Genomic DNA, 24,723 nt, shown 5'->3' with positions numbered 1-24,723 from the left:
GGTCGGCTCTACCCGGCGCCTCAGAACCAGCGCTGGAACTGCTCCACCGTGTAGCTCAGCAGCTGGCCCGAGCTGAATCCGAAGAACAGCACTGCGGCGACCGCGCCGATCCAGTTGAACAGCATCAACATCCCATCGCGTTCGAGCAGCGCCAGCGCGAACAACAGCAGCTGGAAGCCGAACAGGTAGTTGGTGAAGGGAATCGGCAGCGACAGCAGCACCGCGACCAGGATCAGCAGCAGCCCGGTGAACGCATGCGCCGGATACGGCACCACCAGTGCCGGCATGCGCGGCTTCAGCAGCCGGTCCAGGCGCCGCAGCGGCCTGTCGATGCGCGCCAGGAAACGGTGCATCGTGCCGCGCCTGGGCCCGCGGCGGGCAATGAATTTCGGCAGCCACGGCCGATGCAGGCCGAACAGCATCTGCGCCCCGATCAACAGGATCAACGGACCGCTCACCGCGCCGGCCACGCCGGGGATCGGGATGAACGCCGGCAGGATCGCCACGAACAGGAACACCCCGAACGCGCTCTGCTGCAGGTCCTGGAGGATCTTGCCCAGCAGCAGCCGTGCGTCCGGATCACCCTGGTCGAACATCGCCAGCAGGGTCCGGATGCCCTCGTTGCGGTACTCGTCCGGACCCGGCGCCGGGGTCGGCGGATCAGCCGGTGAGTTCATCGGTCTCTTCTTCGGACAGCGTGCGCAGCAGCAGCTTGTCCACACGCGCGCCATCAAGGTCCACGATCTCGATGCGCCAGCCGGCCCAGTCGAAGTACTCGCCCGCGTGCGGGATGCGCCCGAAGTAGTGGATGCACATGCCGGCCAGCGTGTAGTAGTCGCCGTCCTCGCCATCGGGCAGCTCGGCGTTGCCCATCAGTTCGCGCAGGTCCTCGATCGACAGCGAGCCATCGACCAGGAACGAGCCGTCTTCGCGCATCACCACCAGCGCGTCCTCGTCCACGTTCTCCACCGACTGCAGGCGCCCGACCACCGCGCCCATCAGGTCGCTGATCGTCACCAGGCCCTGGATTTCACCGTACTCGTCCACCACCAGCGCCATCGACTGCTGTTCTTCGCGGAAGATCTCCAGCAGTTTCATCGCATGGGTGGATTCGGACACGTACAGCGGTTCGCGCAGGTTCTGGAACAGCGAATGGTCATCGCGCACCAGCCGGGTGACCAGGCTTTTCACTTCCAGCACGCCGACGATGTCCTGGTCGTTGCCGCGATACACCGGGTAACGCGAGAACTCGTTCTCGCGCATGGTGGCGATGTTCTTCTCCGGGTCGGCCATGGTGTCCAGCCAGGCGATCCGGTTGCGCGGGGTCATCAGGCTGTCGGCGGTGCGGTCGCCCAGGCGCATCACCCGGTTCATCATGTCGCGCTCGTGCGCGTCGATCACGCCGGCCTCGTGGCTCTCGGCCACCAGCATGCGGATCTCTTCTTCGGTCACCGACGCGGCCTCGTCCTTGCCCAGGCCCAGCACGCGCAGCACCAGTCGGGTGCTGTGCGAGAGCAGCCAGACCGCCGGGAAGGCGATCCGTGACAGCCAGCCCATCGGCCACGCGACCAGGCCGGCGATGTCCTCCGAGCGGGTGATCGCCAGTCGCTTGGGCACCAGTTCGCCAAAGATCAACGTCAGGAAGGTGATCAGGGCCACCGCCAGCGCCTTGCCCACCTCACCCGAATAGGCAAAGGCCGGGAACATCCCGTGCAGCCACGTCGCGATGGCCAGGCCGATCGCCTCGCCACCGAACACGCCGGTCAGGATGCCGATCAGGGTGATCCCGATCTGGACCGTGGAGAGGAAGCTCTCCGGCTTTTCAGAAAGTTCCAGGGCGCGCTCGGCGCGCTTGCTGGTGCTGGCCATCTGCTTGAGGCGGCTCTTGCGCGAGGTCATGACCGACATCTCGGACATGGCGAAGAAGCCGTTGAGCAGGATCAGGGCCAGGACAATAATCAGTTCAAACACGGGCGTCGTCCCCGGTTGGTGGCAGGGAGGGCGTGTTCAAGCGATGTCGGCTACCGGAGGGCGCGTAAGCGCGGCGGTGCGGCGGGGGGTAAGGGTCGTCGTCCATAGAGTGCGCCCGAAGGCGCCCGCGCATCTTAACAAAAGGCCGGGGCAGGGGAGCAACCAGAGTCGTTCAGACTGGGCCGTTCCAGCGTGAAGATGACGGGGAGTACCCGGATTGGACATCAAACCGTCATAATTCCGCCCGGTGCCGTCCTTCCTCGACGGCGAATAGGTTTCTCAATGTTCTCTCTGCAGACCATTTTCGGCTCCGGCAAACAGTTCTACACCCTGCTGGACGAGGCTGCCCAGGCCGCCCAGGACAGCGCCAAGGCGCTGCACGCGATGCTCCGCGACGCCGACCGCCAGCCTGCGCTGGACGCCTTCAAGCTGGCCCGCCTGCGCGAACGCGCCGCCTCGGACAAGATCAGCCAGGCGCTGGTGGACAGCTTCATGACCCCGATCGAGCGCGAGGACATCGAAGCGCTGGGCTCGGCGCTGTACAAGATTCCCAAGCAGGTCGAGAAGTTCGCCGACCGCTATTCGCTGGCCACCCAGCACCTGGAGCACATCGATTTCGCGCCGCGCGCGGCGATGCTCGAGCAGGCCGCCAGCGTGGTGGTGGAGATGGTCAACGACCTGCGCCACATGAACCTGGACCGGATGACCGCGCTCAACGAGCGGCTGCGCTCGCTGGAGAACGAGGCCGACCGGCTGATGCTCGAGCTGTACCGCGACATCTACTCCGGCCGCCTGGACAACCTGCAGATGTTCCTGCTCAAGGAGTTCTTCGAGATCCTGGAAAAGGCCATCGACCGGTGCCGCGAGGCCGGTGTGGTGGCGTACCAGATCGTGCTGAAGAACAGCTGACGGACGCCACAGCATGCTGACCCTTGTCCTGGTGGTGATCCTGGCCGCGCTCGTCTTCGAGTTCATCAACGGCTTCCACGACACCGCCAACTCCATCGCCACCGTGGTGGCGACCAAAGTGCTCTCGCCCGGCTGGGCGGTGATGCTCGCGGCCTTCATGAACCTCCTCGGCGCCCTGACCGGCACCGCCGTGGCGCTGACCATCGCCTCGGGCCTGCTCAACACCAACGTGGTCGATGTGACCCCGCAGGTGATCCTGTGCGCGCTGCTGGGCGGCATCATCTGGAACCTGATCACGTGGTGGAAGGGGCTGCCGTCCTCGTCTTCGCACGCCCTGATCGGTGGCCTGTGCGGCGCTGGCCTGGCCGCGGCCCACAACAACTGGGATGCGCTGATCTGGTCCGAACGCATCGGCACCTGGGCCCAGAACAAGGGCCTGCTGTGGAAGGTGTTCCTGCCGATGATCACCTCGCCGATCGCAGGTTTCCTGCTCGGCATTCTGGTGATGCTGCTGCTGTGGGCGATCATCGCCGGCATGGCCAAGGCCGGTGGCTGGCTCGGGCGCATGGCGCGGCCGCGCATCGTCAATGCGTTCTTCGGCAAGGCACAGATCGCCTCGGCGGCCTACATGGGCTTTGCCCACGGCCACAACGATGCGCAGAAGACCATGGGCATCATCGCCATGACCCTGATCGGCGCCGAGGCGACCGGTGCGTTGAACGAACTGCCGTCGTGGCTGGCCTTCATGCACCCCGATGCCAGCGCCGGTGACGGCATCGCGATGTGGATCGTGCTGACCTGTGCGGTGGTGATGGCGGCCGGTACGGCCTCGGGCGGCTGGAAGATCATCAAGACGCTGGGCCACAAGATGGTGAAGCTGCACCCGATCCACGGCTTCGCCGCGGAGACGAGCTCGGCCACGATCCTGACCCTGGCGGCGCACTTCGGCATGCCGGTCTCGACCACGCACAGCATCTCCACCGCGATCATGGGCGTGGGCTACGCCAAGAACCCGCGTTCGCTGCGCTTCGGCGTGATCGAGCGCATCGTCTGGGCCTGGATCCTGACCATCCCGGCCGCCGGCGGCTGTGCGTACCTGATCCTGCGCCTGTTCGAGCTGTTTGGCTGGGCGTAAGTCGCGTTGAATCGGTAGTGCCGAGCCATGCTCGGCTGCAACGAAAAACCCGCCGAAAGGCGGGTTTTTCGTTTTTTCTCCCAAGGAATAGGGGGAGCGTGTTGTTGCAACTGCCGCAGTAGAGGGCGCGCGGCGGTTGGTTTGTCCAAGAGCGGCGTGGATCAGGTGGCGTCTTCGCTTGGGTCTGTCGCGAGCGTCAGGGCCCCGTAGCGACCGGTAGGCCCCTGGCGCAAATGTCCCCCGGCCTGGCGGCCTCCTCCTTTATTTTGCCCAGGAGCCTACCGCCCCCTACGGGGCTCGGCTTGCGGAGCTAAGCGGAACCTAGGCTTTTTTGGCGCTGGTCGGTGAGTCGGGCGCTGGGCGCCCATRCCCTTGGAGGCGAAATAAAGGAGGAGGGGGCGGCCGCAGGCCGACCCCGGGGGACATTCGCCGGAAAGGGTATGGGCGCCCAGCGCCCGACCCACCGACCACCGCCGAGCGTGGCTCGGCGCTACCCACTCAGCGGACGCGTTCCCGTGCCAGCAACCCGTACAACGCCGAATCGGACAGCTCCCCGCCCACGCACCAGCGTTCGCGCAGCAGGCCTTCGCGCTGGAATCCGATGCGCTCCAGCACCTTGGCAGACGGTGCGTTGCGCGGATCGATCTCCGCTTCCAGCCGGCGCAGGCCGCGGTCATCGAACAGGTAGTCGACAAAGCACTGCAGCGCCTCGTGCATGTAGCCCTTGCCCTGTGCCTGCGGGGCGAGGTTGTAGCCGATCTCGGCGCGCCCGGAGGCCTCCTCGATGCCGAACACCACGCAGATGCCCAGCAGTGGGCCGTCGGCCTGCTCGCGGATGCCGAGCTTGAGCTGGATGCCCTCGTCCATCGCGGCGAGGTCGTCGAGGATCTGCGCGTAGGCCTGCTTCAACTCCGTCCAGGCCGCGTGGTTCCAGTAGCGCATCACCGTCGGGTCGGACTGGATGGCAAAAAGCGCGGTACCGTCGCTGGCGCGGATCGGGCTCAGCACCAGGCGCGCGCTGTGCAATTGCAGGGTCGAATCGAAGTGCATGGGAGTCCGTGTCGGCAGCCGGCACGTGGCCGGTCGTGTCGGGGAATTATGGCGGGGCCGGGAACAAAAACAGGTGCCTCTCCCATTCTGGATTTTTATGACGCGACGGTCGATGGGGTCGGGCGCTGGGCRCCCATGGCCTTTCCGGCGACGCCCCCGGCGTCGGCCKGCGGCCGCGTCCTCCTTTGTTTCGCTGGCATCCWGCGACTTGCCGAGCATGGCTCGGCACTACCGGTCTCCTCCAAGGGCATGGGGGCCAAGCGCCCGACCCACCGACCAGCGACAGAAAAGTCTGGCTTCCACCTGCGTACCGCAAGCCGAGCCCCGTAGCAGCCGGTAGGCCCCTGGGCAAAATAAAGGAGGAGGCCGCCCCGCGGCTCGGGGACATTTGCGCCAGGGGCCTACCGGCTGCTACGAGGCCCTCACGCTCGCGACAGACCCGAGCGAAGACACCGCCCGATCCAAGACACCCCGTCCAGCCCCGCATCGCCGTACTCAAAATGCTGCGGACCCTGGATCAGCCGCCCCTTGATCGGGACGGGAACCCAAAGAAAAAGCCCGCCATGAGGCGGGCTCTCCTGCGTCGGCGTCAGGCGCGGATCAGACTTCCAGCGATGCCAGATCGCCCTTGTTCTCCAGCCACTGCTTGCGGTCGGAGGCGCGCTTCTTGGCCAGCAGCATGTCCATCAGCGAATGGGTCTGCTCGCCATCATCGATGGTCAACTGCACCAGCCGACGCGTATCGGGATGGATGGTCGATTCGCGCAGCTGCGGCGGGTTCATTTCGCCCAGACCCTTGAAGCGGGTGACGCTGACCGTGCCCTTGATCTTCTCGCGCTCGATCTTGTCCAGCATCGTGCGCTTTTCTTCCTCGTCCAGGGCGTAGAACACCTGCTTGCCCACATCGATACGGAACAGCGGCGGCATCGCCACGAACACGTGGCCGGCATCGACCAGCGCCGGGAAGTGCTTGAGGAACAGCGCCGTCAGCAGCGTCGCGATATGCAGGCCGTCCGAGTCGGCGTCGGCCAGGATCACCACCTTGCCGTAGCGCAGCCCGGTGATGTCGTCCTTGCCCGGATCGCAGCCGATCGCAATGGCCAGGTTGTGCACTTCCTCCGAGGCCAGCACGCTGCCCGAAGAGACTTCCCAGGTGTTCAGGATCTTGCCGCGCAGCGGCATGATCGCTTGGAAGTCCTTGTCGCGGGCCTGCTTGGCACTGCCGCCGGCCGAGTCGCCTTCGACCAGGAACAACTCGGTGCGCGAGAGATCCTGGCTGATGCAGTCGGCCAGCTTGCCGGGCAGGGCGGGGCCCTGGGTGACCTTCTTGCGGGTCACCAGCTTTTCGGTTTTCAGGCGCGCGCTGGCGCGCTCGATGGCCAGCTGGGCGATCTTTTCGCCGATCTCCACGTTCTGGTTCAGCAGCAAGCTGAAGGCGTCGTGCGCGGCGCCTTCGACGAAACCGGCCGCCTGGCGCGAGGACAGGCGTTCCTTGGTCTGGCCGCTGAACTGCGGGTCGGTCATCTTCAGCGACAGCACGAACGACACGCGGTCCCACACATCTTCCGGGGCCAGCTTGACGCCGCGCGGCAGCAGGTTGCGGAAGTCGCAGAACTCGCGCAACGCCTCGGTCAGGCCGGTACGCAGGCCATTGGCGTGGGTGCCGTGCTGGGCGGTCGGGATCAGGTTGACGTAGCTCTCCTGGACCAGCTCACCCTCGGGGATCCAGGCCAGGGCCCAGTCCACGATTTCATTTTCTTTCTTGAGGTGGCCCACGAACAGATCGGCCGGCAGCATCTCGCGCTCGCCGAGTTCGGCTTTGAGGTAGTCGCTCAGGCCGTCTTCGTAGTACCAGCTGTCCTGCTCGTCGGTGGCTTCGTCGCGCAACTTGACGGTCAGTCCCGGGCACAGCACGGCCTTGGCGCGCAGCAGATGGCGCAGCGCGCGCAGGTTGTATTTGGGCGTATCGAAATACTTCGGGTCGGCCCAGAACCGCACGCGGGTACCGGTGTTCTTCTTGCCGACGCTGCCGACCACTTCCAGCGGGGTGGCGCGATCGCCATTGCGGAAGGTGATGCGGTGTTCGCTGCCGTCGCGCTTGATATGCACCTCGACCAGGGTCGACAGCGCATTGACCACGCTGACGCCTACGCCATGCAGGCCGCCGGAGAAGGTGTAGTTCTTGTTGTTGAACTTGCCGCCCGCGTGCAGGCGGGTCAGGATCAGTTCGACGCCGGGGATTTTCTCCTCGGGGTGGATGTCCACGGGCATGCCACGGCCGTCATCGCTGACCTCGCAGCTGCCATCCTTGTACAGGGTGACCTCGACCGTACGGGCATGCCCGGCCAGGGCTTCGTCGACGGCATTGTCGATGACTTCCTGCGCCAGATGGTTCGGGCGCGCGGTGTCGGTGTACATGCCGGGGCGGCGCTTGACCGGGTCCAGGCCGGACAGGACTTCAATATCGGCGGCGTTATAGCGGGCGTTCATCTGTCTTCATAAAGCGCAAAGCGACGGCGAAGTTTGCGGTCTGGACGGTTTTTTTGCACGCCACACGTTCAGGGCCCGGCCGACCGGGGTTCGATAGACTGTGCCTGGTGGAATCCGTCCCCCGGAATCCCCATCCCAAGCCGAGACCGCGAGGAGCCATCCCATGAAGAAGTTGCTGACCATCGTTGCCATTGCCGCCGCCGTCCTGGCCGTGCCGCTGGCTATGGCGCAGAACGCCGGACAGGGCCAGCCCACGCCGCAGCTGGGCGAGCAGGCCGACAAGGCCCAGTCCGAGGCCGACGCCAAGGCCAAGCGCCGCGCCCAGGCCACCGCCGAGATGAAGGCCAAGGGCGAGCAGGCCCCGCAGAAGGAAGAAGAGGAAGAGGCGAAGAAGAAGCGCTGACCCCTTCCGATGCCCTCATGGACGCCCCGGCACTGCCGGGGCGTCTTTTTTTTGTGAAGGCCGCATGCCAGCGCTTGGGCTTGTGGCCTTCAATCTGTAAACTAGCGCTTTCCGGGAGCAGTATGTGTCATCCATCAGCGAATGGACTGGCCTGATCGTGCGCGATCGCCAGCAGGGTAGGCAGGAGGTGACGGTCCATTCAGCGACCGGCACGGCCAACCCGACCTCGCCGACCGGCCGCTTCGCTGCTTCCCCGATCCCGTCCCCGGCGCGTGTGTCCTCCGCAGCCGGCGGCCCGATCCCCCTCCATTTTCCCTTTGCGTCGTCCGTCGCCCCGCGCGCCGGCGTCGTCTCCCCCTTCCTGACAGGACACCCCCAGCCATGACTCCCTTGATCTTCGTAACCGGCGGCGTAGTGTCCTCGCTCGGCAAAGGCATTGCCGCCGCGTCACTCGCCTCCATCCTTGAAGCCCGTGGCCTGCGCGTCACGATGATGAAGCTCGACCCGTACATCAACGTCGACCCGGGCACCATGAGCCCGTTCCAGCACGGCGAGGTCTACGTCACCGACGACGGCGCCGAGACCGACCTGGACCTGGGCCACTACGAGCGCTTCGTGCGCACCCGCCTGAGCCGCAAGAACTCGGTCACCACCGGCCGCATCTACGAGAACGTGATCCGCAAGGAGCGCCGCGGCGACTACCTCGGCGCCACCGTGCAGGTCATCCCGCACATCACCGATGAAATCCGCCGCTGCATGGACGAGGCCACCGAAGGCTTCGACGTGGCGCTGGTGGAAATCGGCGGCACCGTGGGCGATATCGAATCGCTGCCGTTCCTGGAGGCCATCCGCCAGGTCCGCACCGAGCGCGGCCCGGAGATGGCGCTGTTCATGCACCTGACCCTGGTGCCGTACATCGCCGCGGCCGGTGAGTTGAAGACCAAGCCGACCCAGCACTCGGTCAAGGAACTGCGCTCGATCGGCATCCAGCCGGACGTGCTGCTGTGCCGTTCCGAGCAGGTCGTGCCGGATTCGGAACGCCGCAAGATCGCCCAGTTCACCAACGTTTCCGAGCGCGCGGTGATCAGCGTGCCGGATGTGGACGTGCTGTACCGCATCCCGATGGGCCTGCACGCGCAGGGTCTGGACGAGATCGTCATCAACCAGCTCAAGCTGGGCGACAAGGCCGGTCCGGTCGATCTGTCCGAGTGGGAAGCGGCGGTGGACGCCACCCTGCACCCGCTGGACGAGGTCACCATCGCGGTGGTCGGCAAGTACGTGGACCACCAGGACGCCTACAAGTCGGTCGGCGAGGCGCTCAAGCATGGCGGCCTGCGCCAGCGCACCAAGGTCAACCTGAAGTGGCTGGAAGCACAGGAGCTGGAAGGCACCGACATGGCCGCGCTGAAGGATGTCGACGGCATCCTGGTGCCGGGCGGCTTCGGTGACCGTGGTTTCGAAGGCAAAGTGCTGACCTCGCAGTTCGCCCGTGAGCAGAACGTGCCGTACTTCGGCATCTGCTACGGCATGCAGGCCGCAGTGGTCGATTTCGCCCGCCACGTGGCCAACCTGGACGGTGCCAACAGCACCGAGAACGACCGCCAGTCGCCTAATCCGGTGATCGGCCTGATCACCGAATGGCGCACCGCCACCGGTGATGTGGAAAAGCGCGACGACAAGAGCGACCTCGGTGGCACCATGCGCCTGGGCCTGCAGGAGCAGCGGCTCAAGCCGGGCACGCTGGCCCGCGAGCTGTACGGCAAGGATGTCGTGTCCGAGCGTCATCGCCACCGCTACGAGTTCAACAACCGCTACCGCACCCAGCTGGAAGACGCCGGCCTGGTGATTGCCGGCAAGTCGATGGATGACACCCTGGTGGAAGTGATCGAGCTGCCGCGCGACCAGCACGCGTGGTTCCTGGCCTGCCAGGCGCATCCGGAGTTCCTGTCCACGCCGCGCGAAGGCCATCCGCTGTTCATCGGCTTCATCCGTGCGGCGCGCGAGCGCAAGGCCGGCGGCGCGTTGCCGCAGGCAGCAGGCGTCTGATCGCCGCATGCAGCCGCCATCGGTGCGGGCGGCCGGCATGAGCCAGGATCCGTGGGCGGCGCTGGAAGCGCGCCGCCAGCGCCGGCACTGGCGCGCCTGGCCGTGGGGCTGGGCCGCGCTGCTGCTGTCGATCGGGGCCTGGGCCTGTGCCTTCATGTTGATGGTGCTGGTCATGGCCAGTGTCGGCATGCCCGGTGACGGCAGCCACGCGATGCAGGCCACCGCGCCGTACCTGTACGCCACGCTCGCGCTGGGCGGGGCGACCCTGCTCGGCGGCCTCATCGCCAGCGTGCTGGCCATCCGGCTCCATCGGCAGGCCGTCGGCGGTGGCGCCGCGCTTGCGCTGATGGCGTTGCTGCTGGCCGTGCTGCTGGTGCCTGCGCTGCTCTGACCGCGTGACTCGGCGTTGGCCGGCGACCGCGTCGCAATGCCGATTTGGCAAGCGGCAGGCGGATGGCGATAATCACGCGGCAGCTTTTCAACGCTACTTTCTGGCGTTTCCCCTTCCTGACTGGTAACCGGCCCGCTATGACCACGATCCGCAGCATCCACGCCCGTGAAATCCTCGACAGCCGTGGCAATCCCACGCTGGAAGCTGAAGTCATCCTCGAGGACGGTTCGTTCGGCCGCGCCGCGGTTCCGTCGGGTGCCTCGACCGGCACCAAGGAAGCGGTGGAACTGCGCGACGGCGACAAGACCCGCTACCTGGGCAAGGGCGTGCGCAATGCCGTGTCCAACGTCAACACCACGATCGCCAATGCGCTCAAGGGCTTCGATGCCGCCGACCAGGAAGGCCTGGACCGTCGCCTGATCGATCTGGACGGCACCGAGAACAAGGGCCGCCTGGGCGCCAACGCGCTGCTGGGGGTTTCCCTGGCCAACGCGCACGCCGTGGCGGCGTCGAAGAAGCAGGCGCTGTGGCAGCACCTGGCCAATGGCCGTGATGTGACCCTGCCGGTGCCGATGATGAACATCATCAACGGCGGCGCGCATGCCGACAACAATGTCGACTTCCAGGAATTCATGGTGCTGCCGGTCGGCTTCACCTCCTTCTCCGAGTCGCTGCGCGCCGGCACCGAAATCTTCCATTCGCTCAAGTCGGTGCTCAAGGGCCACGGCCTGAGCACCGCGGTGGGCGACGAAGGCGGCTTCGCGCCGGACTTCCGCAGCAACGTCGAAGCGCTGGACACCATCCTGGAAGCCATCGGCAAAGCCGGCTACACCGCCGGTGAAGACGTGCTGCTGGGCCTGGACGTGGCCTCCAGCGAATTCTTCGAGAACGGCAAGTACAACCTGGTCGGCGAAAACAAGCGCCTGACCTCCGAGCAGTTCGTCGACTTCCTGGCCGACTGGGCCGCGCAGTACCCGATCATCACCATCGAAGACGGCCTGGCCGAGAACGACTGGGCCGGCTGGAAGCTGCTCACCGACCGCATCGGCAACAAGGTGCAGCTGGTCGGCGACGACCTGTTCGTGACCAACCCGAAGATCTTCAAGGAAGGCATCGAGTCCGGCACCGCCAACGCGATCCTGATCAAAGTCAACCAGATCGGCACCCTGACCGAGACGCTGGAAGCGATCGCCATGGCGCACGCGGCCAACTATGCCTCGATCGTCTCGCACCGTTCGGGCGAAACCGAAGACACCACCATCGCCGACATCGCCGTGGCCACCACCGCCACCCAGATCAAGACCGGCTCGCTGTGCCGCAGCGACCGCGTGGCCAAGTACAACCAGCTGCTGCGCATCGAAGAAGCCCTCGGTGCCGGTGCGCGTTACGCCGGTCGTGACGCGTTCGTGTCGCTGAAGCGCTGATCCCCATGCGCAACTGGCGCTGGACGCTGCTGTTGCTCGCGCTGCTGCTGGCGTGGCTGCAGTACCGTTTCTGGTTCGGCCCGGGCAATTCAGGGGAAGTGATGACCCTGGAGGCCCAGGTCGCCAACCAGCAGCGCGACAACGCCGGTCTGCAACAGCGCAACGACGCGCTGGCCGCCGAGGTCAAGGACCTCAAGGAAGGCCAGGCCGCGATCGAGGAACGCGCGCGTAGCGAGCTGGGCATGATCAAGCCTGGCGAGAAGTTCTACCGCGTGGTCGAAGATGCCCCGGTCGCGCCTGCGCGCGGACCGGCGGCCATGGCGCCGCCGGAAGCGCTGCCGCAGGAAGTGCCCTGATGGGCACGGTCTGGGCGGTGGTGCCGGCCGCTGGTCGCGGCACCCGTTTCGGTGGACAGACACCCAAACAGTACCTGGTCGCAGGCGACCGGGTACTACTGGCGCATACGCTGGAAGCCCTGCTGTCGCACCCGGTGGTTGCCGGGGTGATGGTGGCCATCGCCGAGGGCGACACCGACTGGCCGGGCTGGCAGGCGCTGGCCGACAAGCCGATCCTGACCTGCATCGGCGGCGCTACCCGTGCCGCATCGGTGCTGGCCGGGCTGCAGGCGCTGCCCGAAAGCGTGCGTGCCGATGATTTCGTGCTGGTGCATGACGCCGCGCGGCCCAACCTGGCCGCCGCCGATCTGGGCCGGCTGCTGGAAGTGGGGCGCAACGATCCGGTCGGGGCGATCCTGGCCGCGCCGGTGCGCGACACCCTCAAGCGTGCCGGTGACGACGGCGGCATCGATGCCACTGAACCGCGTGCCCGCCTGTGGCGGGCGCTGACCCCGCAGCTGTTCCGCCGCCACCAGTTGGCGCGCGCGCTGCAGGACGCCGCCGATGCCGGCGTGGAGGTCACCGACGACRCCATGGCGATGGAGCGGCAGGGGCTGCGCCCGTTGCTGGTGGAAGGCAGCGAAGACAACTTCAAAGTCACCACGCCGGCCGATCTGTCCCGTTTCGAATTCGAGCTGTCGCGTCGCGGATACTGAGTCCGCGCGCGGCGCCACAACCGCAGGTTTTTTGCAATGAACACGCCTTCCTTTCCTCCGGTCCGCATCGGACAGGGCTACGACGTCCACGCCTTCGGCACGGGCGACCACATCATGCTCGGCGGCATCCGCGTGGCGCACAGCTGCGGCGTGCTCGCCCACAGCGACGGCGACGTGATCCTGCATGCGCTGTGCGATGCGATGCTCGGTGCGCTGTCGCTGGGCGATATCGGCCAGCACTTCCCGCCCTCGGACATGCGCTGGAAAGATGCCGACAGCTGCCGCTTCCTGGCCCATTGCAACAGCCTGCTGCGCGAGCGTGGCTGGCAGGTCGGCAACACCGACATCACCGTGATCTGCGAGCGTCCCAAGGTGGGCCCGCATGCGCTGGCCATGCGCGAGCGCATTGCCGCGCTGCTGGGCGTCGCGCTGGATGCGGTCAGCGTCAAGGCCACCACGTCGGAGAAGCTGGGCTTCACCGGGCGTGGTGAGGGCATCGCCGCGCAGGCCGTCGTGCTGTTGGTGGCACTGTGATCCCGCTTCCGCTGGCATTTGGTGCGCCGCTGCTGAGCGCGAAGATCCGCAGCGTTCCGGAAGATTTCCAGGTGGACGAGCTGCCGGCGTTCGAGCCGAGCGGGGAGGGCGAGCACCTGCTGCTGACCCTCCGCAAGCGCGGCGCCAACACCGTGCACGTGGCCAAAGTGCTGGCCCGGTGGGCCGGATTGCCGGACATGGCGGTGAGCTACGCCGGCATGAAGGACCGGCACGCGGTGACCACTCAGCGTTTCAGCGTGCACCTGCCCAAGCGCATCGCACCGGATCCGGCGCTGCTGGCCTCCGATGAGATCGAGGTGGTCGAGTCGACCTGGCACAACCGCAAGCTGCAGCGCGGCGCGCTGGCGGGCAATCGGTTCAAGCTGGTGTTGCGGGACGTGCAGGGCGATGCGAAGGCGATCGACGAGCGGCTGTCGCTGATCGCCGCGCGCGGACTGCCGAACTGGTTCGGCGAACAGCGTTTCGGCCGCGACGGCGGCAATGTGCCGGCGGCGCTGGCGATGTTTGGCGGCCGACGCGTGCGCCCGGACCAGCGTTCGCTGCTGTTGTCGGCGGCACGCTCGGCCCTGTTCAACCAGGTGTTGGCCGAGCGCGTCGCGCAGGGCAACTGGGACACGCCGCTGGACGGTGAGGTGTGGATGCTGGACGGCAGCCGCAGCGTGTTCGGTCCGGAACCGTGGACGGATCTGCTGGCCGACCGCCTGGGCCGCTTCGACATCCATCCCAGTGGCCCGTTGTGGGGCGAGGGAGCGCTGCGCAGTACCGGCGCGGCCGCCGATCTGGAGCTGGGCGCGATATCGGACGAACAATCGTTGGCGCTGCGTGCTGGCCTGGAAAGTGCGCGCCTGAAGCAGGAGCGTCGCGCGCTGCGCCTGCGCCCGGCGATGCTGCAGCACACCTGGTTGCAGCCGGATGTGCTCGAGCTCAGTTTCGCGCTACCGCCGGGCTGCTACGCCACCGCCGTGCTGCACGAGCTGGGGCCGGTGGAAGACGCAAGCCAGACGCTCCTGACGGCGGATTGATTGCGGCATCCCCCATCAGGGGGGGCGGTAGAGCCACGCCATGCGTGGCTGCGCTCCGATCCGGCACCGCGCACAAGCCACCCATGGGGCGGCTCTACGGCGATCCGGCGCCGCGTGCAGCCACCCATGGGGTGGATCTACCGCGATCAGGCGTCATGTGCAGGCACCCAGCGGGCGGCCTTACCGGTTCGCCAGCAACACCACCACCGCGCCGGTACCGCCTTGCCCAGCCGGCGCCGAATGGAAGGCCAACACGTCGTTGCGCTGGCGCAGCAGGCGGTCGACCAGGTTCTTCAACACCGGTGCGCCGCCATCGGACTGCAGGCCCTTGCCGTGGATGATGCGCACGCAGCCGTATTCGTGCGCGTGCGCTTCCAGCAGGAACTGGCGCAGCAGGTTTTCCGCCTGTACCACCGTGGCCCCGTGCAGGTCCAGCTCGTCCTGCACCGAGTACTGGCCACGCTTGAGCCGCTGGAACATCCGCGCCGGCAGGTTGTCGCGCCGGTAACTGGCGGTGTCGCCCGCTTCCAGCGGGCTGCTGTCGCGCAGCAGGCGCGCGAATTCGCCGCGCGCTTCGTCCTCGTCACGTTCGGCCATGCGCGCGCGCGGCTTCGGCCGCGGCACGGCCGGCGGCGCGGCCGCAGGCTTGCGCAGGGGTTTGACCTCGCCGATTGCCGAGCGGAACAGGGCGGCGGGGTCGTCGTCTTCAGAATGTGACATGCGTACAGCGTAATGCCAGGGGATGGCCGCTGCCTACCGTCATCCGGGGTAGGACGATCTGCCCGCTTGCGGCACAATAGCTGACGCACTTGCGCGGTCGGTGTTCCCCAGACCGGGGAGGGCCGGCCCCGCCAACGCTGGAAAGTGATGGAATCGAAGTCTTGAAAAATCAAGCGGTTAAATCGCAGATGCGGATCTTGGTCAGCAACGACGACGGTGTCGACGCGCCGGGTATCAGGATGCTCGCCTCGGTACTGCGTGACGCCGGTCATGAGGTGACGGTGTTCGCGCCGGACCGTGACCGCTCCGGTGCCAGCAACTCGCTCACCCTGGACCTGCCGATCCGCGTCAAACGCATCGATCATTACACCTGCTCGGTGGCCGGTACGCCCACCGACTGCGTGCACCTGGCGCTGACCGGCGTGCTCGAGTACGAGCCGGACATCGTGGTCTCCGGCATCAACAACGCGGCCAACCTGGGCGATGACGTCATCTACTCCGGCACCGTGTCCGCGGCGATGGAGGGGCGTTTCCTGGGCCTGCCGGCCGTGGCGATGTCGCTGGTGACGCACAACCACGAGCCGCGCAATTTCGAGACCGCCGCGCGTGCCGCGGTCGAGATCGTGACCCGGCTCAAGGCCGATCCACTGCCCGCCGACACCATCCTCAACGTCAACGTGCCGGACCTGCCGTGGCGCGAGATCCGCGGATTCGAGGTGACCCGGCTGGGCAACCGCCACCGCGCCGAGGGCTGCATCGCCCAGCGCGATCCGCGCGGCAACGAGGTGTACTGGATCGGTCCGGCCGGACGCGAGCAGGATTCCGGCCCGGGCACCGATTTCCACGCGGTGCGCAACGGCTTCATTTCGATCACCCCGATCCAGGTCGACCTCACCCGCTACCAGGCGCTGGAGAAGGTGGCCAGCTGGGTCGGCGGGCTGACGGCCGCGCTGGATCGCCCGGCATGAGCCAGCGCCTGCGCCTGCAACCCGAAGCGGTCGGCATCGGCATGACCTCCCAGCGCGTGCGCGACCGCCTGGTCGAGCGCCTGCGCGAAGCGGGCATCGTCGACGAGAACACGCTCAACGCGATCCGCGTGGTGCCGCGCCACCTGTTCATCGACGAGGCGCTGGCCTCGCGCGCGTACGAGGACACCGCGCTGCCGATCGGCCACGGGCAGACCATCTCCCAGCCGTGGGTGGTGGCGCGGATGACCGAGGCGGTGCTGCATTGCTCGCCGAAGAAGGTGCTGGAAGTGGGCACCGGTTCGGGCTACCAGGCCGCGATCCTCGGCGCGCTGGGGCTGGAGGTCTATACGGTCGAGCGCATCGGTGACCTGCTGCGCCAGGCGCGCAAGCGTTTCCGCGCACTCGGCATGAACATCCGCACCAAGCATGACGATGGCCGCGTCGGCTGGGCCGAGCACGGCCCGTTCGATGCGATCGTGGTCACTGCCGCCGCACCGGCGCTGGTCGACGCGCTGGTCGAGCAGCTGGCCATCGGTGGGCGGCTGGTGGCGCCGGTCGGTGGCCCGGGCGCGCAGTCGCTGGTGCAGTTGACCCGTCGCGATGACGGCAGCATCGAACAGCAGGTACTGGCACCGGTCACGTTCGTGCCGCTGCTGTCTGGCATGCTGGATTGATTCACAGGAGCGTTGCGTCATGAAGATCTTTGGTCCGCTGTATGAGCGGGCGATGAAATGGGCCGCGCATGAGCGCGCGCCGACCTATTTGACGGTGTTGAGCTTCATCGAGGCGATCATCTTCCCGGTGATGCCCGAGGTGATGCTGGCGCCGATGTGCGTGGCCCAGCCCAAGCGCGGCTGGTGGTTTGCCACGCTGAGCCTGGGCGGTTCGATGGCCGGAGCGCTGGTCGGCTACGCGCTGGGGCATTTCGCCTTCGAGGCGCTCAAGCCGGTGTTCGCCGCGCTGGGCATGCTGTCGAGCATCGAGAGCGGCATCGCGGTGGTCCAGGCCAAGATGGCCGAATCGCCCTGGGCGGTGTTCACCTTCCTGGTGCTGGGCGGCTTCATGCCGATCCCGATGAAGGTCTTCACCTGGGCATCGGGTATCGTCGGCGTGCCGTTGCCGCAGTATTTCCTGAGCATGTTGATCGGTCGTGGCAAGCGCGTGTTCGTGCTGGCCGCGGTCATCCGTATTGGTGGTCCGCGCGCGGAAGCTGCGCTGCGGCGTTGGATTGAACCGCTGGGCTGGATCGCGACCGTGCTGGTCGTGGCGCTGGTCGCCTGGCTAGTCTGGAGGGCGAAGTTCGCATGAGTGCTGATCGTTTGAGCAGGGGGCTGCGTGTTACCGCGCTGGTGCTGGCGGTGTCCACGTTGGGCGCATGCGGGACGGCCACGGTGGTCAAGCCGTCGTCGCCGGGTCGTGGTGCGCATCCGACGCCGCAGGCATCGGTGGCCAAGCCGGGGCAGACCGCCGTGGTGCGCCGTGGCGATACGCTGTACGCGCTGGCACGCATCCACAACATCACCCCGCGTGACCTGGCCGCCTGGAACGGGCTGGCCGAGCCGTACACGATCTATCCGGGGCAGACGCTGAAGCTGTATCCGGGCGGTGGTGCACCGGGCCGTGCGCCGACCACGGTGGTAACCGCGCCACGTCCGGGCACAACCGCGCCCGCGCCGGCCCCGACCCCGTCGCCGACCACGGCGATCAAGAGCAACATCAGCTGGCGCTGGCCGGCCGATGGCGCGCTCGTGGGCAAGTTCGTCGGTGCCGATGTGACCAAGCAGGGCGTGGACATCGCAGGTACGAGCGGACAACCGGTACGGGCGACCGCGCCGGGCGTGGTGGTGTATTCCGGCGCGGGCCTGGTCGGGTTTGGCGAGCTGATCATCATCAAGCACAGCGATCAGTGGCTGTCTGCGTACGGCCACAACCGCAAGCGGCTGGTCAACGAAGGCCAGAGCGTCAAGGCCGGGGAACAGATCGCCGAGATGGGCCGCACCGGCACCACCCGCGACATGCTCCACTTCGAGATCCGCTACAACGGCAAGCCGGTCGACCCGCTGCTGTACCTGCCGCCGAAATAACTGGCGCGTCCCGGACGGGCGCGCTGTTCCTGGGTAGGGCGACGCCATGCGTCGCCATCTCGGTGCGGGCTCCGTGCGCCGGTTCGGTGTGCAGCCACCCATGGGGTGGCTCTACCGGGCCGGGTTCGCGCGCCGGTTGGGGTGTGCAGCCACCCATTGGGTGGCTCTACATGCACAAAAAAGGCCGCCCCTGGCGGCCTTTCCTGAACAAAMACGACCGCATTCACCCCTTCAGGATGAACGCCGCAGCCACTTTGCGGCCTTCGCCGGCCAGGATGTTGAAGGTCCGCGCGGCGGCCGGGTTGTTCATCACTTCCAGGCCGATCCCACGGGTCAGGCACGCGGCCATGACCGCCGCGGGCGGGAACACCTGGGTATCGCCGGTGCCCAGCACGACCAGTGCCGGGTTCAGCGCCAGCACCGGCTGCAGGTGTTCCGGGGTCAGGGCGGCGATATCGGCCACCGGCCACGCTTCGATCAGCGTGTCCGGGGTCAGCACGAAGCTGCTGGCCAGGGTGCGGTCATTCACTTTCGCGGTGCGCCCATCGGCGGCACGCAGGGCGTAGGCGTAATCGGGCAGTTCGTGGCTCAGTTGCATCTTCAGGGTCCGGGATCAGCCGCGCGGCAGCACGATCTGGCGGTGTTCCTTGCTCGGGCGGTACAGCACGGCCACATGGCCGATGCGCTGCACCAGGGCACTGCCGGAGGCGGTGGTGAGTTCGGCGATCATCGCGTCGCGGGCGTCACGGTCTTCGGCGGCCACTTTCACCTTGATGAGTTCATGGCGTTCCAGAACTTCCTCCAGTTCGGCCAGGAAGGCCGGCGTGACCCCCTTGCCGCCGATCTGCAGCAGGGCTTTCAGATCATGGGCATGGCCGCGGAGGAAGCGGGTCTGGGCAGAGGTCAGGGCAATAGACATTCAGGAACAAGCGGTTAACTGGGGCGATCAGGGTATCATGACCACCCGTTCCGGCCCTATTACCAATGGCTTCCCGTAGCAAGAGCAGTCAACGCTGGTTGAAAGAACACTTTTCCGACCCCTTCGTGAAGAAGGCGCAGGCCGAGGGCATGCGCTCGCGCGCGGCCTACAAGCTGGAGGAGCTGCTCGAGCGGGACCGGCTGCTGAAGCCGCACATGGTGGTGGTCGACCTCGGCGCCGCTCCCGGCGGCTGGTCCCAGCAGGTGCGGCGCCAGATCGGCGACACCGGCCGGGTGCTGGCACTGGACATCCTGGAGATGCCGCCGCTGGCCGGCGTGGAGTTCCTTCACGGAGACTTCAGGGAGCAAACCGTCCTATCGCAGTTTGAAGCCATGCTCGGGGACCAGGCGGTAGACCTTGTGCTCTCGGATATGGCCCCCAATAAAAGTGGTATGGATGCGGTCGACCAACCGCGGATGATGCACCTGGCGGAGTTGGCGATGGATTTTGCCGACAACCATCTCAAGCCCGGTGGCGCGTTCCTGATCAAGCTGTTCCAGGGCGTGGGCTTTGACGACTACGTGCGCGAGATGCGCCGCAGGTACGACAAGGTCGCGATCCGCAAGCCGGAAGCCTCCCGCAAGCGTTCGTCCGAGGTATACGCCCTCGGGCAGGGCAAACGTGCGCAGATCAAGTAAGCTCAACCATACGAATCGCGTCAGGAATTAGAGGAACACCGGAGCCAATGAGGATGAACGACTTGACCAAGAACCTCCTGCTATGGGTGGTCGTCGCCGTGGTGCTGATGGTGGTGTTCCAGAGCTTCTCGCCAAAGAGCAGCGGCGCGGGCGCCCAGGGCGCGACGTATTCGCAGTTCCTGGACCAGGTGGACAGCGGCAACGTCCAGAAGGTGACCTTCGCCGGGGATGTCCGCGGCGGCACCAGCCAGCTCTCCTACACCACCCGTGGCGGCCAGTCGGCCACCATCACCGCGCCCTACGATCGCGACCTGATCAACGTGTTGCGTGGCAAGAACGTGGAAATCGTCCAGGAAGAGCCGTCCAGCGGCATTTCGCTGGGTGCGATCCTGATGAACTTCCTCCCGGTGATCCTGATCATCGGCTTCTGGCTGTTCATCATGCGGCAGATGCAGGGCGGCGGTGGCGGCTCCAAGGGCGCCATGTCCTTCGGCAAGTCGCGCGCCAAGCTGCAGGGCGAGGACCAGATCAAGGTCACCTTCGCCGACGTCGCCGGCTGCGACGAGGCCAAGGAAGAAGTCAGCGAGCTGGTCGACTTCCTGCGCGACCCGACCAAGTTCACCAAGCTGGGCGGCAAGATTCCRCGCGGCGTGCTGATGGTCGGCCCGCCCGGTACCGGCAAGACCCTGCTGGCCCGGGCCATCGCCGGTGAAGCCAAGGTGCCGTTCTTCTCGATCTCCGGTTCGGATTTCGTGGAAATGTTCGTCGGCGTCGGCGCCAGCCGCGTCCGCGACATGTTCGAGCAGGCCAAGAAGCAGGCGCCGTGCATCATCTTCATCGATGAAATCGACGCCGTCGGCCGCCATCGTGGTGCTGGCCTGGGCGGCGGTCATGACGAGCGCGAGCAGACCCTGAACCAGTTGCTGGTCGAAATGGACGGTTTCGAGGGGGGCGAGGGCGTGATCGTCATCGCTGCCACCAACCGTCCGGACGTGCTGGATCCGGCGCTGCTGCGTCCGGGCCGCTTCGACCGCCAGGTGGTGGTCGGCCTGGCCGACGTGCGCGGTCGCGAGCAGATCCTCAAGGTGCACATGCGCAAGCTGCCGCTGGCCGACGATGTCGAGCCCATGGTCATCGCGCGCGGTACCCCGGGCTTCTCCGGTGCGGATCTGGCCAACCTGTGCAACGAGGCGGCGCTGTTTGCCGCGCGTGGCGGCGAGAAGGAAGTCCGCATGGACCACTTCGACCGTGCCCGTGACAAGATCCTGATGGGTGCCGAGCGTCGTTCGATGGCGATGAGCGAAGAAGAAAAGACGCTCACCGCCTACCACGAAGCCGGTCACGCCATCGTCGGCCGCCTGGTCCCCGAGCACGATCCGGTCTACAAGGTCACCATCATCCCGCGCGGTCGCGCGCTGGGTGTGACCATGTACCTGCCGGAAGGCGACAAGTACTCGATGAACCGCGTGGCGATCGAATCGCAGCTGTGCTCGCTGTACGGCGGGCGCGTTGCCGAAGAGCTGATCTTCGGCACCGACAAGGTCACCACCGGTGCCTCCAACGACATCGAGCGCGCCACCAAGATGGCCCGCAACATGGTCACCAAGTGGGGCCTGTCCGACGAACTGGGTCCGATCGCCTATGGCGAAGAGGACGATGAAGTGTTCCTCGGCCGGTCGGTCACCCAGCACAAGAGCGTTTCGGACGACACCGCGCGCCGCATCGATGAAGTGGTGCGCAGCATTCTGGACAAGGCCTATGCCCGGACCACCGAGCTGCTGACCGCCAACCTGGACAAGCTGCACACCATGTCGCAGCTGCTGCTGCAGTACGAAACCATCGACGTGCCGCAGATCGATGCGGTCATGGAAGGTCGCGATCCGCCGCCGCCGATGGGCTGGGACAAGTCCAACAAGGACGGTGGCAGCAACAACAACAACGACAAGGGCGGCGACGCCCGTCCGGTGACGCCGATCGCCGGTCCTGCCGAGCAGCTGTAAGCACGGCAGGGTGAACACGAAGGCCGGGGAAACCCGGCCTTCGTCGTTTCCGCGCCATAATGCGCCCCTTGTTCCTGCTTTCTGTTCCGGAGTCGCCATGTCCACCACGCCCCCACCACCGGTGTCGCACACCGTCGAGATGGTGATCGCCACGGTTGTCGGCGTCGGTATCGGTCTATTCCGCGACAACTTCCTGCTCGGCGCTGGTATCGGTATCGCGCTGGGCATCCTGTTGAGCATCGCCAAGACCCTGTACGTCGATCGCAAGCGCCGCCAGCGCTGACCGGTTGCGCTGGTGGCGCGCGGGCGGCAGCATGCAGCGGTGCAGGTCGCATGCTGCGACCACGCGCCACTTTTCCAGGGGGAAACCATGCGTCATTCGTTGTGCGTCGCTGCCGCGACGCTGTTGAGCTGTGCCACGCCCGCGCTTGCGGCCGATATCCACGTGCAGGATCCGGTGCCCTTCGCGGAGTCGGCCTACATTGCCGACAACATCAAGGCGGAATGCCGGATCTGCGCGCAGCTGGCCAGTGCACTGGGCGCGAAGGCGCCGGTGCATGGCAACCGGATCCTCTTCGACACGGCGCCGATGACGCGTGACAGCGGTCGCGTGCTGCAACTGGAACTGGTCGAAGCGCAGAGCGCGGGCAATGCCTTTGCCGGTCATTTCAAATCCGCCACGGCGCGGGGCGTGCTGTTTCAGGATGGCCAGAAGCTCGCATCGGTCACGGCGCGGCGAACCTCGCGGGCGGCGCGTTCGCCGGCTTCAAGGGGTCTTGTGACGTGCTCGAACGCACCGTCAACGCGATCGGTAGCGACCTCGCCGAATGGCTGGCCAATCCCGTCGATGGCGCCCGCCTCGGCGATCTCTGACGGCCGCTGCGGTACGCCAGCGTAAACTACGCGCTGGCGTACTTCGTGGACCTGCCCATGTTCGACATTTCTCCCCAGCTCGATTGCGGTGGCCGTGCGCTGCGGCTGGATCGCCCGCGCGTGATGGGTATCGTCAACGTCACCCCGGACTCGTTCTCCGACGGCGGCGTGCATGACACCCTGGAGGCTGCCGTCGCCCATGGGCTGCAACTGGTCGCCGAGGGTGCCGACCTGCTGGATATCGGCGGTGAATCGACCCGCCCGGGCAGTGCGCCGGTGTCGCTGGAGGAGGAGCTGCGCCGGGTGATCCCGGTGATCGAGCGGCTGGCGCGGGAAACCCACGTCCCGATCAGTATCGATACCTTCAAGCCGGAGGTGATGCGCGCGGCGGTGGCCGCTGGCGCCGGCATGCTCAACGACATCCACGCACTGCGCCAGCCTGGTGCACTGGCCGCCGCCGCCGACCTCGGCGTGCCGGTGGTGCTGATGCACATGCAGGGCGAGCCGGGCAGCATGCAGGACACCCCGCACTACGATGACGTGGTCGCCGAGGTGCACCGTTTCCTCGCCGAGCGCCTGTTTGCCGCCGAGATGGCCGGCATCGCGAAAAAGAACCTGGTGATCGACCTGGGCTTCGGCTTCGGCAAGACGACCGAACACAACATGATCCTGCTCGCCCGCTCGGCGCGTTTCCTGGACCTGGGCGTGCCGCTGCTGGCCGGCCTGTCGCGCAAGCGCAGCATCGGCGAGCTGACCGGGCGCGAACAGCCGCGCGACCGGGTAGCCGGCTCGGTGGCCGCGCACCTGATCGCCGCCCAGCGCGGGGCGACGCTCCTGCGCGTGCACGACGTGGCTACCACCGTTGATGCACTCAAGGTGTGGGCCGCGGTCGATGCCGTGCCGGCACCGCGCGTGGACGCTGCGCCGGCCATGCCGCGCTGGCCGGACGAGGACTGATGGGCACCGACCAGCGCCCGCTGGCGATCGCGGTGATGGGCCCGACCGCGTCGGGCAAGACCGCCACCGCGATCGGGCTGGCGCGGCAGCTCGGCGGGGAGATCGTCAGCGTCGATTCGGCGCTGGTCTACCGCGGCCTGGACATCGGCTCGGCCAAGCCCGACGCCGCCGAGCGCGCGCAGGCGCCCCACCATCTGCTGGACGTGCGCGACCCGTGGCAGACCTATTCGGCGGCCGAATTTGCCGCCGATGCGGCCCGCGCCGTCGCCGACATCCTCGCTCGTGGCCGCATGCCGATCCTGGCCGGCGGCACCGGGCTGTACTTCCGCGCGCTGCTGCAGGGCCTTTCGCCGATGCCGCCGGCCGATCCGGATACCCGCGCGCGCATCGCCGGGGAGGCCGCAGCCAAGGGCTGGGCCGCCCTGCACACCGAGCTGGCCAGCATCGACCCGGCCGCCGCCGCGCGCATCCATGCCACCGATCCACAACGCATCCAGCGGGCGCTGGAGGTCTACCGGCTCAGCGGGACCCCGATCAGTGCGTGGCAGAAACTGCCCGGCGTGGACCGCCTGCCGGTCCGCACGCTCAAGCTGGTGCTGGCCCCGCGCGAGCGCAGCGTGCTGCACCAGCGCATCGAGACCCGTTTCGACGCCATGCTCGGGCAGGGCTTCCTGGACGAGGTCCGCGCACTGCGCGCGCTGCCGCAGATGGCCCGGGTGGCTGCGCCCCTGGACCTGCCGGCGGTGCGGGCGGTGGGCTACCGCCAGGCCTGGGAGTTCCTGGACGGGCAGGGCACGGCCAGCCAGTTCCGTGAACGCGGCATCCAGGCTACCCGCCAGCTGGCCAAGCGCCAGCTCACCTGGCTGCGCGGCGAGCTTGATGTGCGCTGGTTCGATCCCCATCTTGATCAGGCTTCGCTGGCAGAAGCGGTGTCGACCTTCGTCGCACGCTGACTCCACGCCTTCCCCACTCCAGCCCGTGTACCATCAAGGATTCCGGTGGGCGGCGGGGGCCGCGGAAACTGCCGGAAGACCATAAAAACAATAATCAGGAGTTA

General features: G+C 66.9%; 27 protein-coding genes. 20 read left to right on the top strand and 7 right to left on the bottom strand.

Annotated elements, in window-relative coordinates:
• Positions 1–20: 20 nt before the first annotated feature.
• Entirely contained in the window at positions 21–677 is a 657-nt protein-coding gene (locus AC1DR7_RS02425; RefSeq protein WP_256776145.1) for an exopolysaccharide biosynthesis protein, read from the bottom strand.
• The gene (locus AC1DR7_RS02420; RefSeq protein ID WP_256776144.1) at positions 661–1,971 is read right to left on the bottom strand and encodes a CNNM domain-containing protein; all 1,311 of its coding nucleotides are present in this window, start codon (positions 1,969–1,971) and stop codon (positions 661–663) included. Before AC1DR7_RS02420 ends, AC1DR7_RS02425 begins: the two co-directional genes overlap by 17 nt.
• 282 nt (positions 1,972–2,253) lie before the next feature.
• Between AC1DR7_RS02420 and AC1DR7_RS02415 the strand changes: the two genes are divergently transcribed.
• Both AC1DR7_RS02415 and AC1DR7_RS02410 read left to right on the top strand, forming a co-directional pair.
• Positions 2,254–2,880, top strand: a complete 627-nt coding sequence (locus AC1DR7_RS02415) for a DUF47 domain-containing protein (RefSeq protein WP_256776143.1) — start codon at positions 2,254–2,256, stop codon at positions 2,878–2,880.
• Positions 2,881–2,893: 13 nt separating this feature from the next.
• On the top strand, positions 2,894–4,015 hold the full coding sequence (locus AC1DR7_RS02410; RefSeq protein ID WP_457320542.1) for an inorganic phosphate transporter: 1,122 nt from the start codon (positions 2,894–2,896) through the stop codon (positions 4,013–4,015).
• Between the two features lie 498 nt (positions 4,016–4,513).
• Here the strand turns inward: AC1DR7_RS02410 and AC1DR7_RS02405 are convergent, their stop codons facing one another.
• Together AC1DR7_RS02405 and parE are read right to left on the bottom strand one after the other, a co-directional pair.
• Positions 4,514–5,065: a GNAT family N-acetyltransferase gene (locus AC1DR7_RS02405; protein WP_478052521.1), complete on the bottom strand. Its 552-nt coding sequence runs from the start codon at positions 5,063–5,065 to the stop codon at positions 4,514–4,516.
• 600 nt (positions 5,066–5,665) lie between these two features.
• Complete coding sequence (parE, locus tag AC1DR7_RS02400; protein WP_478052854.1) at positions 5,666–7,555, bottom strand: DNA topoisomerase IV subunit B; 1,890 nt, start codon at positions 7,553–7,555, stop codon at positions 5,666–5,668.
• Positions 7,556–7,718: 163 nt separating this feature from the next.
• Here parE and AC1DR7_RS02395 point away from each other — a divergent pair, with 163 nt between their 5' ends.
• The 8 genes from AC1DR7_RS02395 to truD all read left to right on the top strand — a co-directional run bounded on the left by AC1DR7_RS02395 (position 7,719) and on the right by truD (position 14,447).
• Positions 7,719–7,958, top strand: coding sequence for a hypothetical protein (locus AC1DR7_RS02395; protein WP_256774136.1), 240 nt, complete (start codon positions 7,719–7,721; stop codon positions 7,956–7,958).
• A gap of 381 nt (positions 7,959–8,339) precedes the next feature.
• Positions 8,340–10,004, top strand: coding sequence for a CTP synthase (locus tag AC1DR7_RS02390; protein WP_457320780.1), 1,665 nt, complete (start codon positions 8,340–8,342; stop codon positions 10,002–10,004).
• 7 nt (positions 10,005–10,011) lie between these two features.
• Positions 10,012–10,395 carry a hypothetical protein gene (locus tag AC1DR7_RS02385; protein WP_478052853.1) on the top strand — a complete coding sequence of 128 codons (384 nt, stop codon included), beginning with the start codon at positions 10,012–10,014 and terminating at the stop codon, positions 10,393–10,395.
• Between the two features lie 137 nt (positions 10,396–10,532).
• Complete coding sequence (eno, locus tag AC1DR7_RS02380) at positions 10,533–11,819, top strand: phosphopyruvate hydratase (RefSeq protein ID WP_256774133.1); 1,287 nt, start codon at positions 10,533–10,535, stop codon at positions 11,817–11,819.
• Between the two features lie 5 nt (positions 11,820–11,824).
• Positions 11,825–12,175, top strand: coding sequence for a cell division protein FtsB (gene ftsB / locus AC1DR7_RS02375; protein WP_256774132.1), 351 nt, complete (start codon positions 11,825–11,827; stop codon positions 12,173–12,175).
• Positions 12,172–12,870, top strand: coding sequence for a 2-C-methyl-D-erythritol 4-phosphate cytidylyltransferase (gene ispD / locus AC1DR7_RS02370; RefSeq protein ID WP_478076385.1), 699 nt, complete (start codon positions 12,172–12,174; stop codon positions 12,868–12,870). Before ftsB ends, ispD begins: the two co-directional genes overlap by 4 nt.
• 36 nt (positions 12,871–12,906) lie before the next feature.
• A complete protein-coding gene (ispF, locus tag AC1DR7_RS02365) occupies positions 12,907–13,404 on the top strand; it encodes a 2-C-methyl-D-erythritol 2,4-cyclodiphosphate synthase (protein ID WP_457321349.1) in 498 nt (165 codons plus the stop codon).
• Positions 13,401–14,447: a tRNA pseudouridine(13) synthase TruD gene (gene truD, locus AC1DR7_RS02360; protein WP_478051011.1), complete on the top strand. Its 1,047-nt coding sequence runs from the start codon at positions 13,401–13,403 to the stop codon at positions 14,445–14,447. Before ispF ends, truD begins: the two co-directional genes overlap by 4 nt.
• Before the next feature lie 180 nt (positions 14,448–14,627).
• On the opposite strand, the gene AC1DR7_RS02355 is transcribed toward truD, so the two are convergent.
• Positions 14,628–15,167, bottom strand: a complete 540-nt coding sequence (locus tag AC1DR7_RS02355) for a Smr/MutS family protein (protein ID WP_457318907.1) — start codon at positions 15,165–15,167, stop codon at positions 14,628–14,630.
• A 188-nt stretch (positions 15,168–15,355) separates the two neighbouring features.
• Here AC1DR7_RS02355 and surE point away from each other — a divergent pair, with 188 nt between their 5' ends.
• From surE to AC1DR7_RS02335, 4 genes are read left to right on the top strand one after another with little or no spacing between them, the layout of a single operon-like run.
• Positions 15,356–16,135, top strand: coding sequence for a 5'/3'-nucleotidase SurE (gene surE, locus AC1DR7_RS02350; protein ID WP_478051010.1), 780 nt, complete (start codon positions 15,356–15,358; stop codon positions 16,133–16,135).
• Positions 16,132–16,809 (top strand): protein-L-isoaspartate(D-aspartate) O-methyltransferase, encoded by a 678-nt coding sequence (locus tag AC1DR7_RS02345; protein WP_256774127.1) that lies wholly within the window; start codon positions 16,132–16,134, stop codon positions 16,807–16,809. Before surE ends, AC1DR7_RS02345 begins: the two co-directional genes overlap by 4 nt.
• A 19-nt stretch (positions 16,810–16,828) precedes the next feature.
• On the top strand, positions 16,829–17,443 hold the full coding sequence (locus tag AC1DR7_RS02340) for a YqaA family protein (RefSeq protein WP_256774126.1): 615 nt from the start codon (positions 16,829–16,831) through the stop codon (positions 17,441–17,443).
• Positions 17,440–18,219: a peptidoglycan DD-metalloendopeptidase family protein gene (locus AC1DR7_RS02335; protein ID WP_256774125.1), complete on the top strand. Its 780-nt coding sequence runs from the start codon at positions 17,440–17,442 to the stop codon at positions 18,217–18,219. Before AC1DR7_RS02340 ends, AC1DR7_RS02335 begins: the two co-directional genes overlap by 4 nt.
• Positions 18,220–18,442: 223 nt before the next feature.
• Here the strand turns inward: AC1DR7_RS02335 and AC1DR7_RS02330 are convergent, their stop codons facing one another.
• Together AC1DR7_RS02330 and yhbY are read right to left on the bottom strand one after the other, a co-directional pair.
• A complete protein-coding gene (locus AC1DR7_RS02330; protein ID WP_256774124.1) occupies positions 18,443–18,817 on the bottom strand; it encodes an Mth938-like domain-containing protein in 375 nt (124 codons plus the stop codon).
• 15 nt (positions 18,818–18,832) lie between these two features.
• Positions 18,833–19,138, bottom strand: a complete 306-nt coding sequence (gene yhbY / locus AC1DR7_RS02325) for a ribosome assembly RNA-binding protein YhbY (protein WP_256774123.1) — start codon at positions 19,136–19,138, stop codon at positions 18,833–18,835.
• A gap of 65 nt (positions 19,139–19,203) precedes the next feature.
• Between yhbY and rlmE the strand changes: the two genes are divergently transcribed.
• The 6 genes from rlmE (at position 19,204) to miaA (ending at position 24,619) form a co-directional block, all read left to right on the top strand.
• Positions 19,204–19,836, top strand: a complete 633-nt coding sequence (gene rlmE, locus AC1DR7_RS02320; RefSeq protein ID WP_457318903.1) for a 23S rRNA (uridine(2552)-2'-O)-methyltransferase RlmE — start codon at positions 19,204–19,206, stop codon at positions 19,834–19,836.
• Between the two features lie 53 nt (positions 19,837–19,889).
• Positions 19,890–21,836: an ATP-dependent zinc metalloprotease FtsH gene (gene ftsH / locus AC1DR7_RS02315; RefSeq protein ID WP_256774121.1), complete on the top strand. Its 1,947-nt coding sequence runs from the start codon at positions 19,890–19,892 to the stop codon at positions 21,834–21,836.
• Between the two features lie 97 nt (positions 21,837–21,933).
• Positions 21,934–22,119: a hypothetical protein gene (locus AC1DR7_RS02310; protein WP_256774120.1), complete on the top strand. Its 186-nt coding sequence runs from the start codon at positions 21,934–21,936 to the stop codon at positions 22,117–22,119.
• A gap of 87 nt (positions 22,120–22,206) precedes the next feature.
• The gene (locus tag AC1DR7_RS02305) at positions 22,207–22,734 is read left to right on the top strand and encodes a hypothetical protein (RefSeq protein ID WP_457318901.1); all 528 of its coding nucleotides are present in this window, start codon (positions 22,207–22,209) and stop codon (positions 22,732–22,734) included.
• A 32-nt stretch (positions 22,735–22,766) separates the two neighbouring features.
• Positions 22,767–23,666: a dihydropteroate synthase gene (gene folP, locus AC1DR7_RS02300; protein ID WP_457318900.1), complete on the top strand. Its 900-nt coding sequence runs from the start codon at positions 22,767–22,769 to the stop codon at positions 23,664–23,666.
• Positions 23,666–24,619 (top strand): tRNA (adenosine(37)-N6)-dimethylallyltransferase MiaA, encoded by a 954-nt coding sequence (miaA, locus tag AC1DR7_RS02295; protein WP_478051009.1) that lies wholly within the window; start codon positions 23,666–23,668, stop codon positions 24,617–24,619. The genes folP and miaA overlap by 1 nt, the downstream gene beginning before the upstream one ends.
• The last annotated feature ends 104 nt before the right edge of the window (positions 24,620–24,723 follow it).

This window comes from Stenotrophomonas sp. P5_A9, from assembly GCF_056400525.1.
Note: the sequence above shows the minus strand (reverse complement) of the source record. Positions and strands in the feature narration are given on the sequence as shown.

Excerpts from the sequence above, each read along its gene's own strand:
- AC1DR7_RS02425 (WP_256776145.1), bottom strand. The coding sequence starts at position 677 with ATGAACTCACCGGCTGATCCGCCGACCCCGGCGCCGGGTCCGGACGAG.
- AC1DR7_RS02415 (WP_256776143.1), top strand. The coding sequence starts at position 2,254 with ATGTTCTCTCTGCAGACCATTTTCGGCTCCGGCAAACAGTTCTACACC.
- AC1DR7_RS02410 (WP_457320542.1), top strand. The coding sequence starts at position 2,894 with ATGCTGACCCTTGTCCTGGTGGTGATCCTGGCCGCGCTCGTCTTCGAG.
- AC1DR7_RS02405 (WP_478052521.1), bottom strand. The coding sequence starts at position 5,065 with ATGCACTTCGATTCGACCCTGCAATTGCACAGCGCGCGCCTGGTGCTG.
- parE (WP_478052854.1), bottom strand. The coding sequence starts at position 7,555 with ATGAACGCCCGCTATAACGCCGCCGATATTGAAGTCCTGTCCGGCCTG.
- AC1DR7_RS02395 (WP_256774136.1), top strand. The coding sequence starts at position 7,719 with ATGAAGAAGTTGCTGACCATCGTTGCCATTGCCGCCGCCGTCCTGGCC.
- AC1DR7_RS02390 (WP_457320780.1), top strand. The coding sequence starts at position 8,340 with ATGACTCCCTTGATCTTCGTAACCGGCGGCGTAGTGTCCTCGCTCGGC.
- AC1DR7_RS02385 (WP_478052853.1), top strand. The coding sequence starts at position 10,012 with ATGCAGCCGCCATCGGTGCGGGCGGCCGGCATGAGCCAGGATCCGTGG.
- eno (WP_256774133.1), top strand. The coding sequence starts at position 10,533 with ATGACCACGATCCGCAGCATCCACGCCCGTGAAATCCTCGACAGCCGT.
- ftsB (WP_256774132.1), top strand. The coding sequence starts at position 11,825 with ATGCGCAACTGGCGCTGGACGCTGCTGTTGCTCGCGCTGCTGCTGGCG.
- ispF (WP_457321349.1), top strand. The coding sequence starts at position 12,907 with ATGAACACGCCTTCCTTTCCTCCGGTCCGCATCGGACAGGGCTACGAC.
- AC1DR7_RS02355 (WP_457318907.1), bottom strand. The coding sequence starts at position 15,167 with ATGTCACATTCTGAAGACGACGACCCCGCCGCCCTGTTCCGCTCGGCA.
- surE (WP_478051010.1), top strand. The coding sequence starts at position 15,356 with ATGCGGATCTTGGTCAGCAACGACGACGGTGTCGACGCGCCGGGTATC.
- AC1DR7_RS02345 (WP_256774127.1), top strand. The coding sequence starts at position 16,132 with ATGAGCCAGCGCCTGCGCCTGCAACCCGAAGCGGTCGGCATCGGCATG.
- AC1DR7_RS02340 (WP_256774126.1), top strand. The coding sequence starts at position 16,829 with ATGAAGATCTTTGGTCCGCTGTATGAGCGGGCGATGAAATGGGCCGCG.
- AC1DR7_RS02335 (WP_256774125.1), top strand. The coding sequence starts at position 17,440 with ATGAGTGCTGATCGTTTGAGCAGGGGGCTGCGTGTTACCGCGCTGGTG.
- AC1DR7_RS02330 (WP_256774124.1), bottom strand. The coding sequence starts at position 18,817 with ATGCAACTGAGCCACGAACTGCCCGATTACGCCTACGCCCTGCGTGCC.
- yhbY (WP_256774123.1), bottom strand. The coding sequence starts at position 19,138 with ATGTCTATTGCCCTGACCTCTGCCCAGACCCGCTTCCTCCGCGGCCAT.
- rlmE (WP_457318903.1), top strand. The coding sequence starts at position 19,204 with ATGGCTTCCCGTAGCAAGAGCAGTCAACGCTGGTTGAAAGAACACTTT.
- AC1DR7_RS02310 (WP_256774120.1), top strand. The coding sequence starts at position 21,934 with ATGTCCACCACGCCCCCACCACCGGTGTCGCACACCGTCGAGATGGTG.
- AC1DR7_RS02305 (WP_457318901.1), top strand. The coding sequence starts at position 22,207 with ATGCGTCATTCGTTGTGCGTCGCTGCCGCGACGCTGTTGAGCTGTGCC.
- folP (WP_457318900.1), top strand. The coding sequence starts at position 22,767 with ATGTTCGACATTTCTCCCCAGCTCGATTGCGGTGGCCGTGCGCTGCGG.
- miaA (WP_478051009.1), top strand. The coding sequence starts at position 23,666 with ATGGGCACCGACCAGCGCCCGCTGGCGATCGCGGTGATGGGCCCGACC.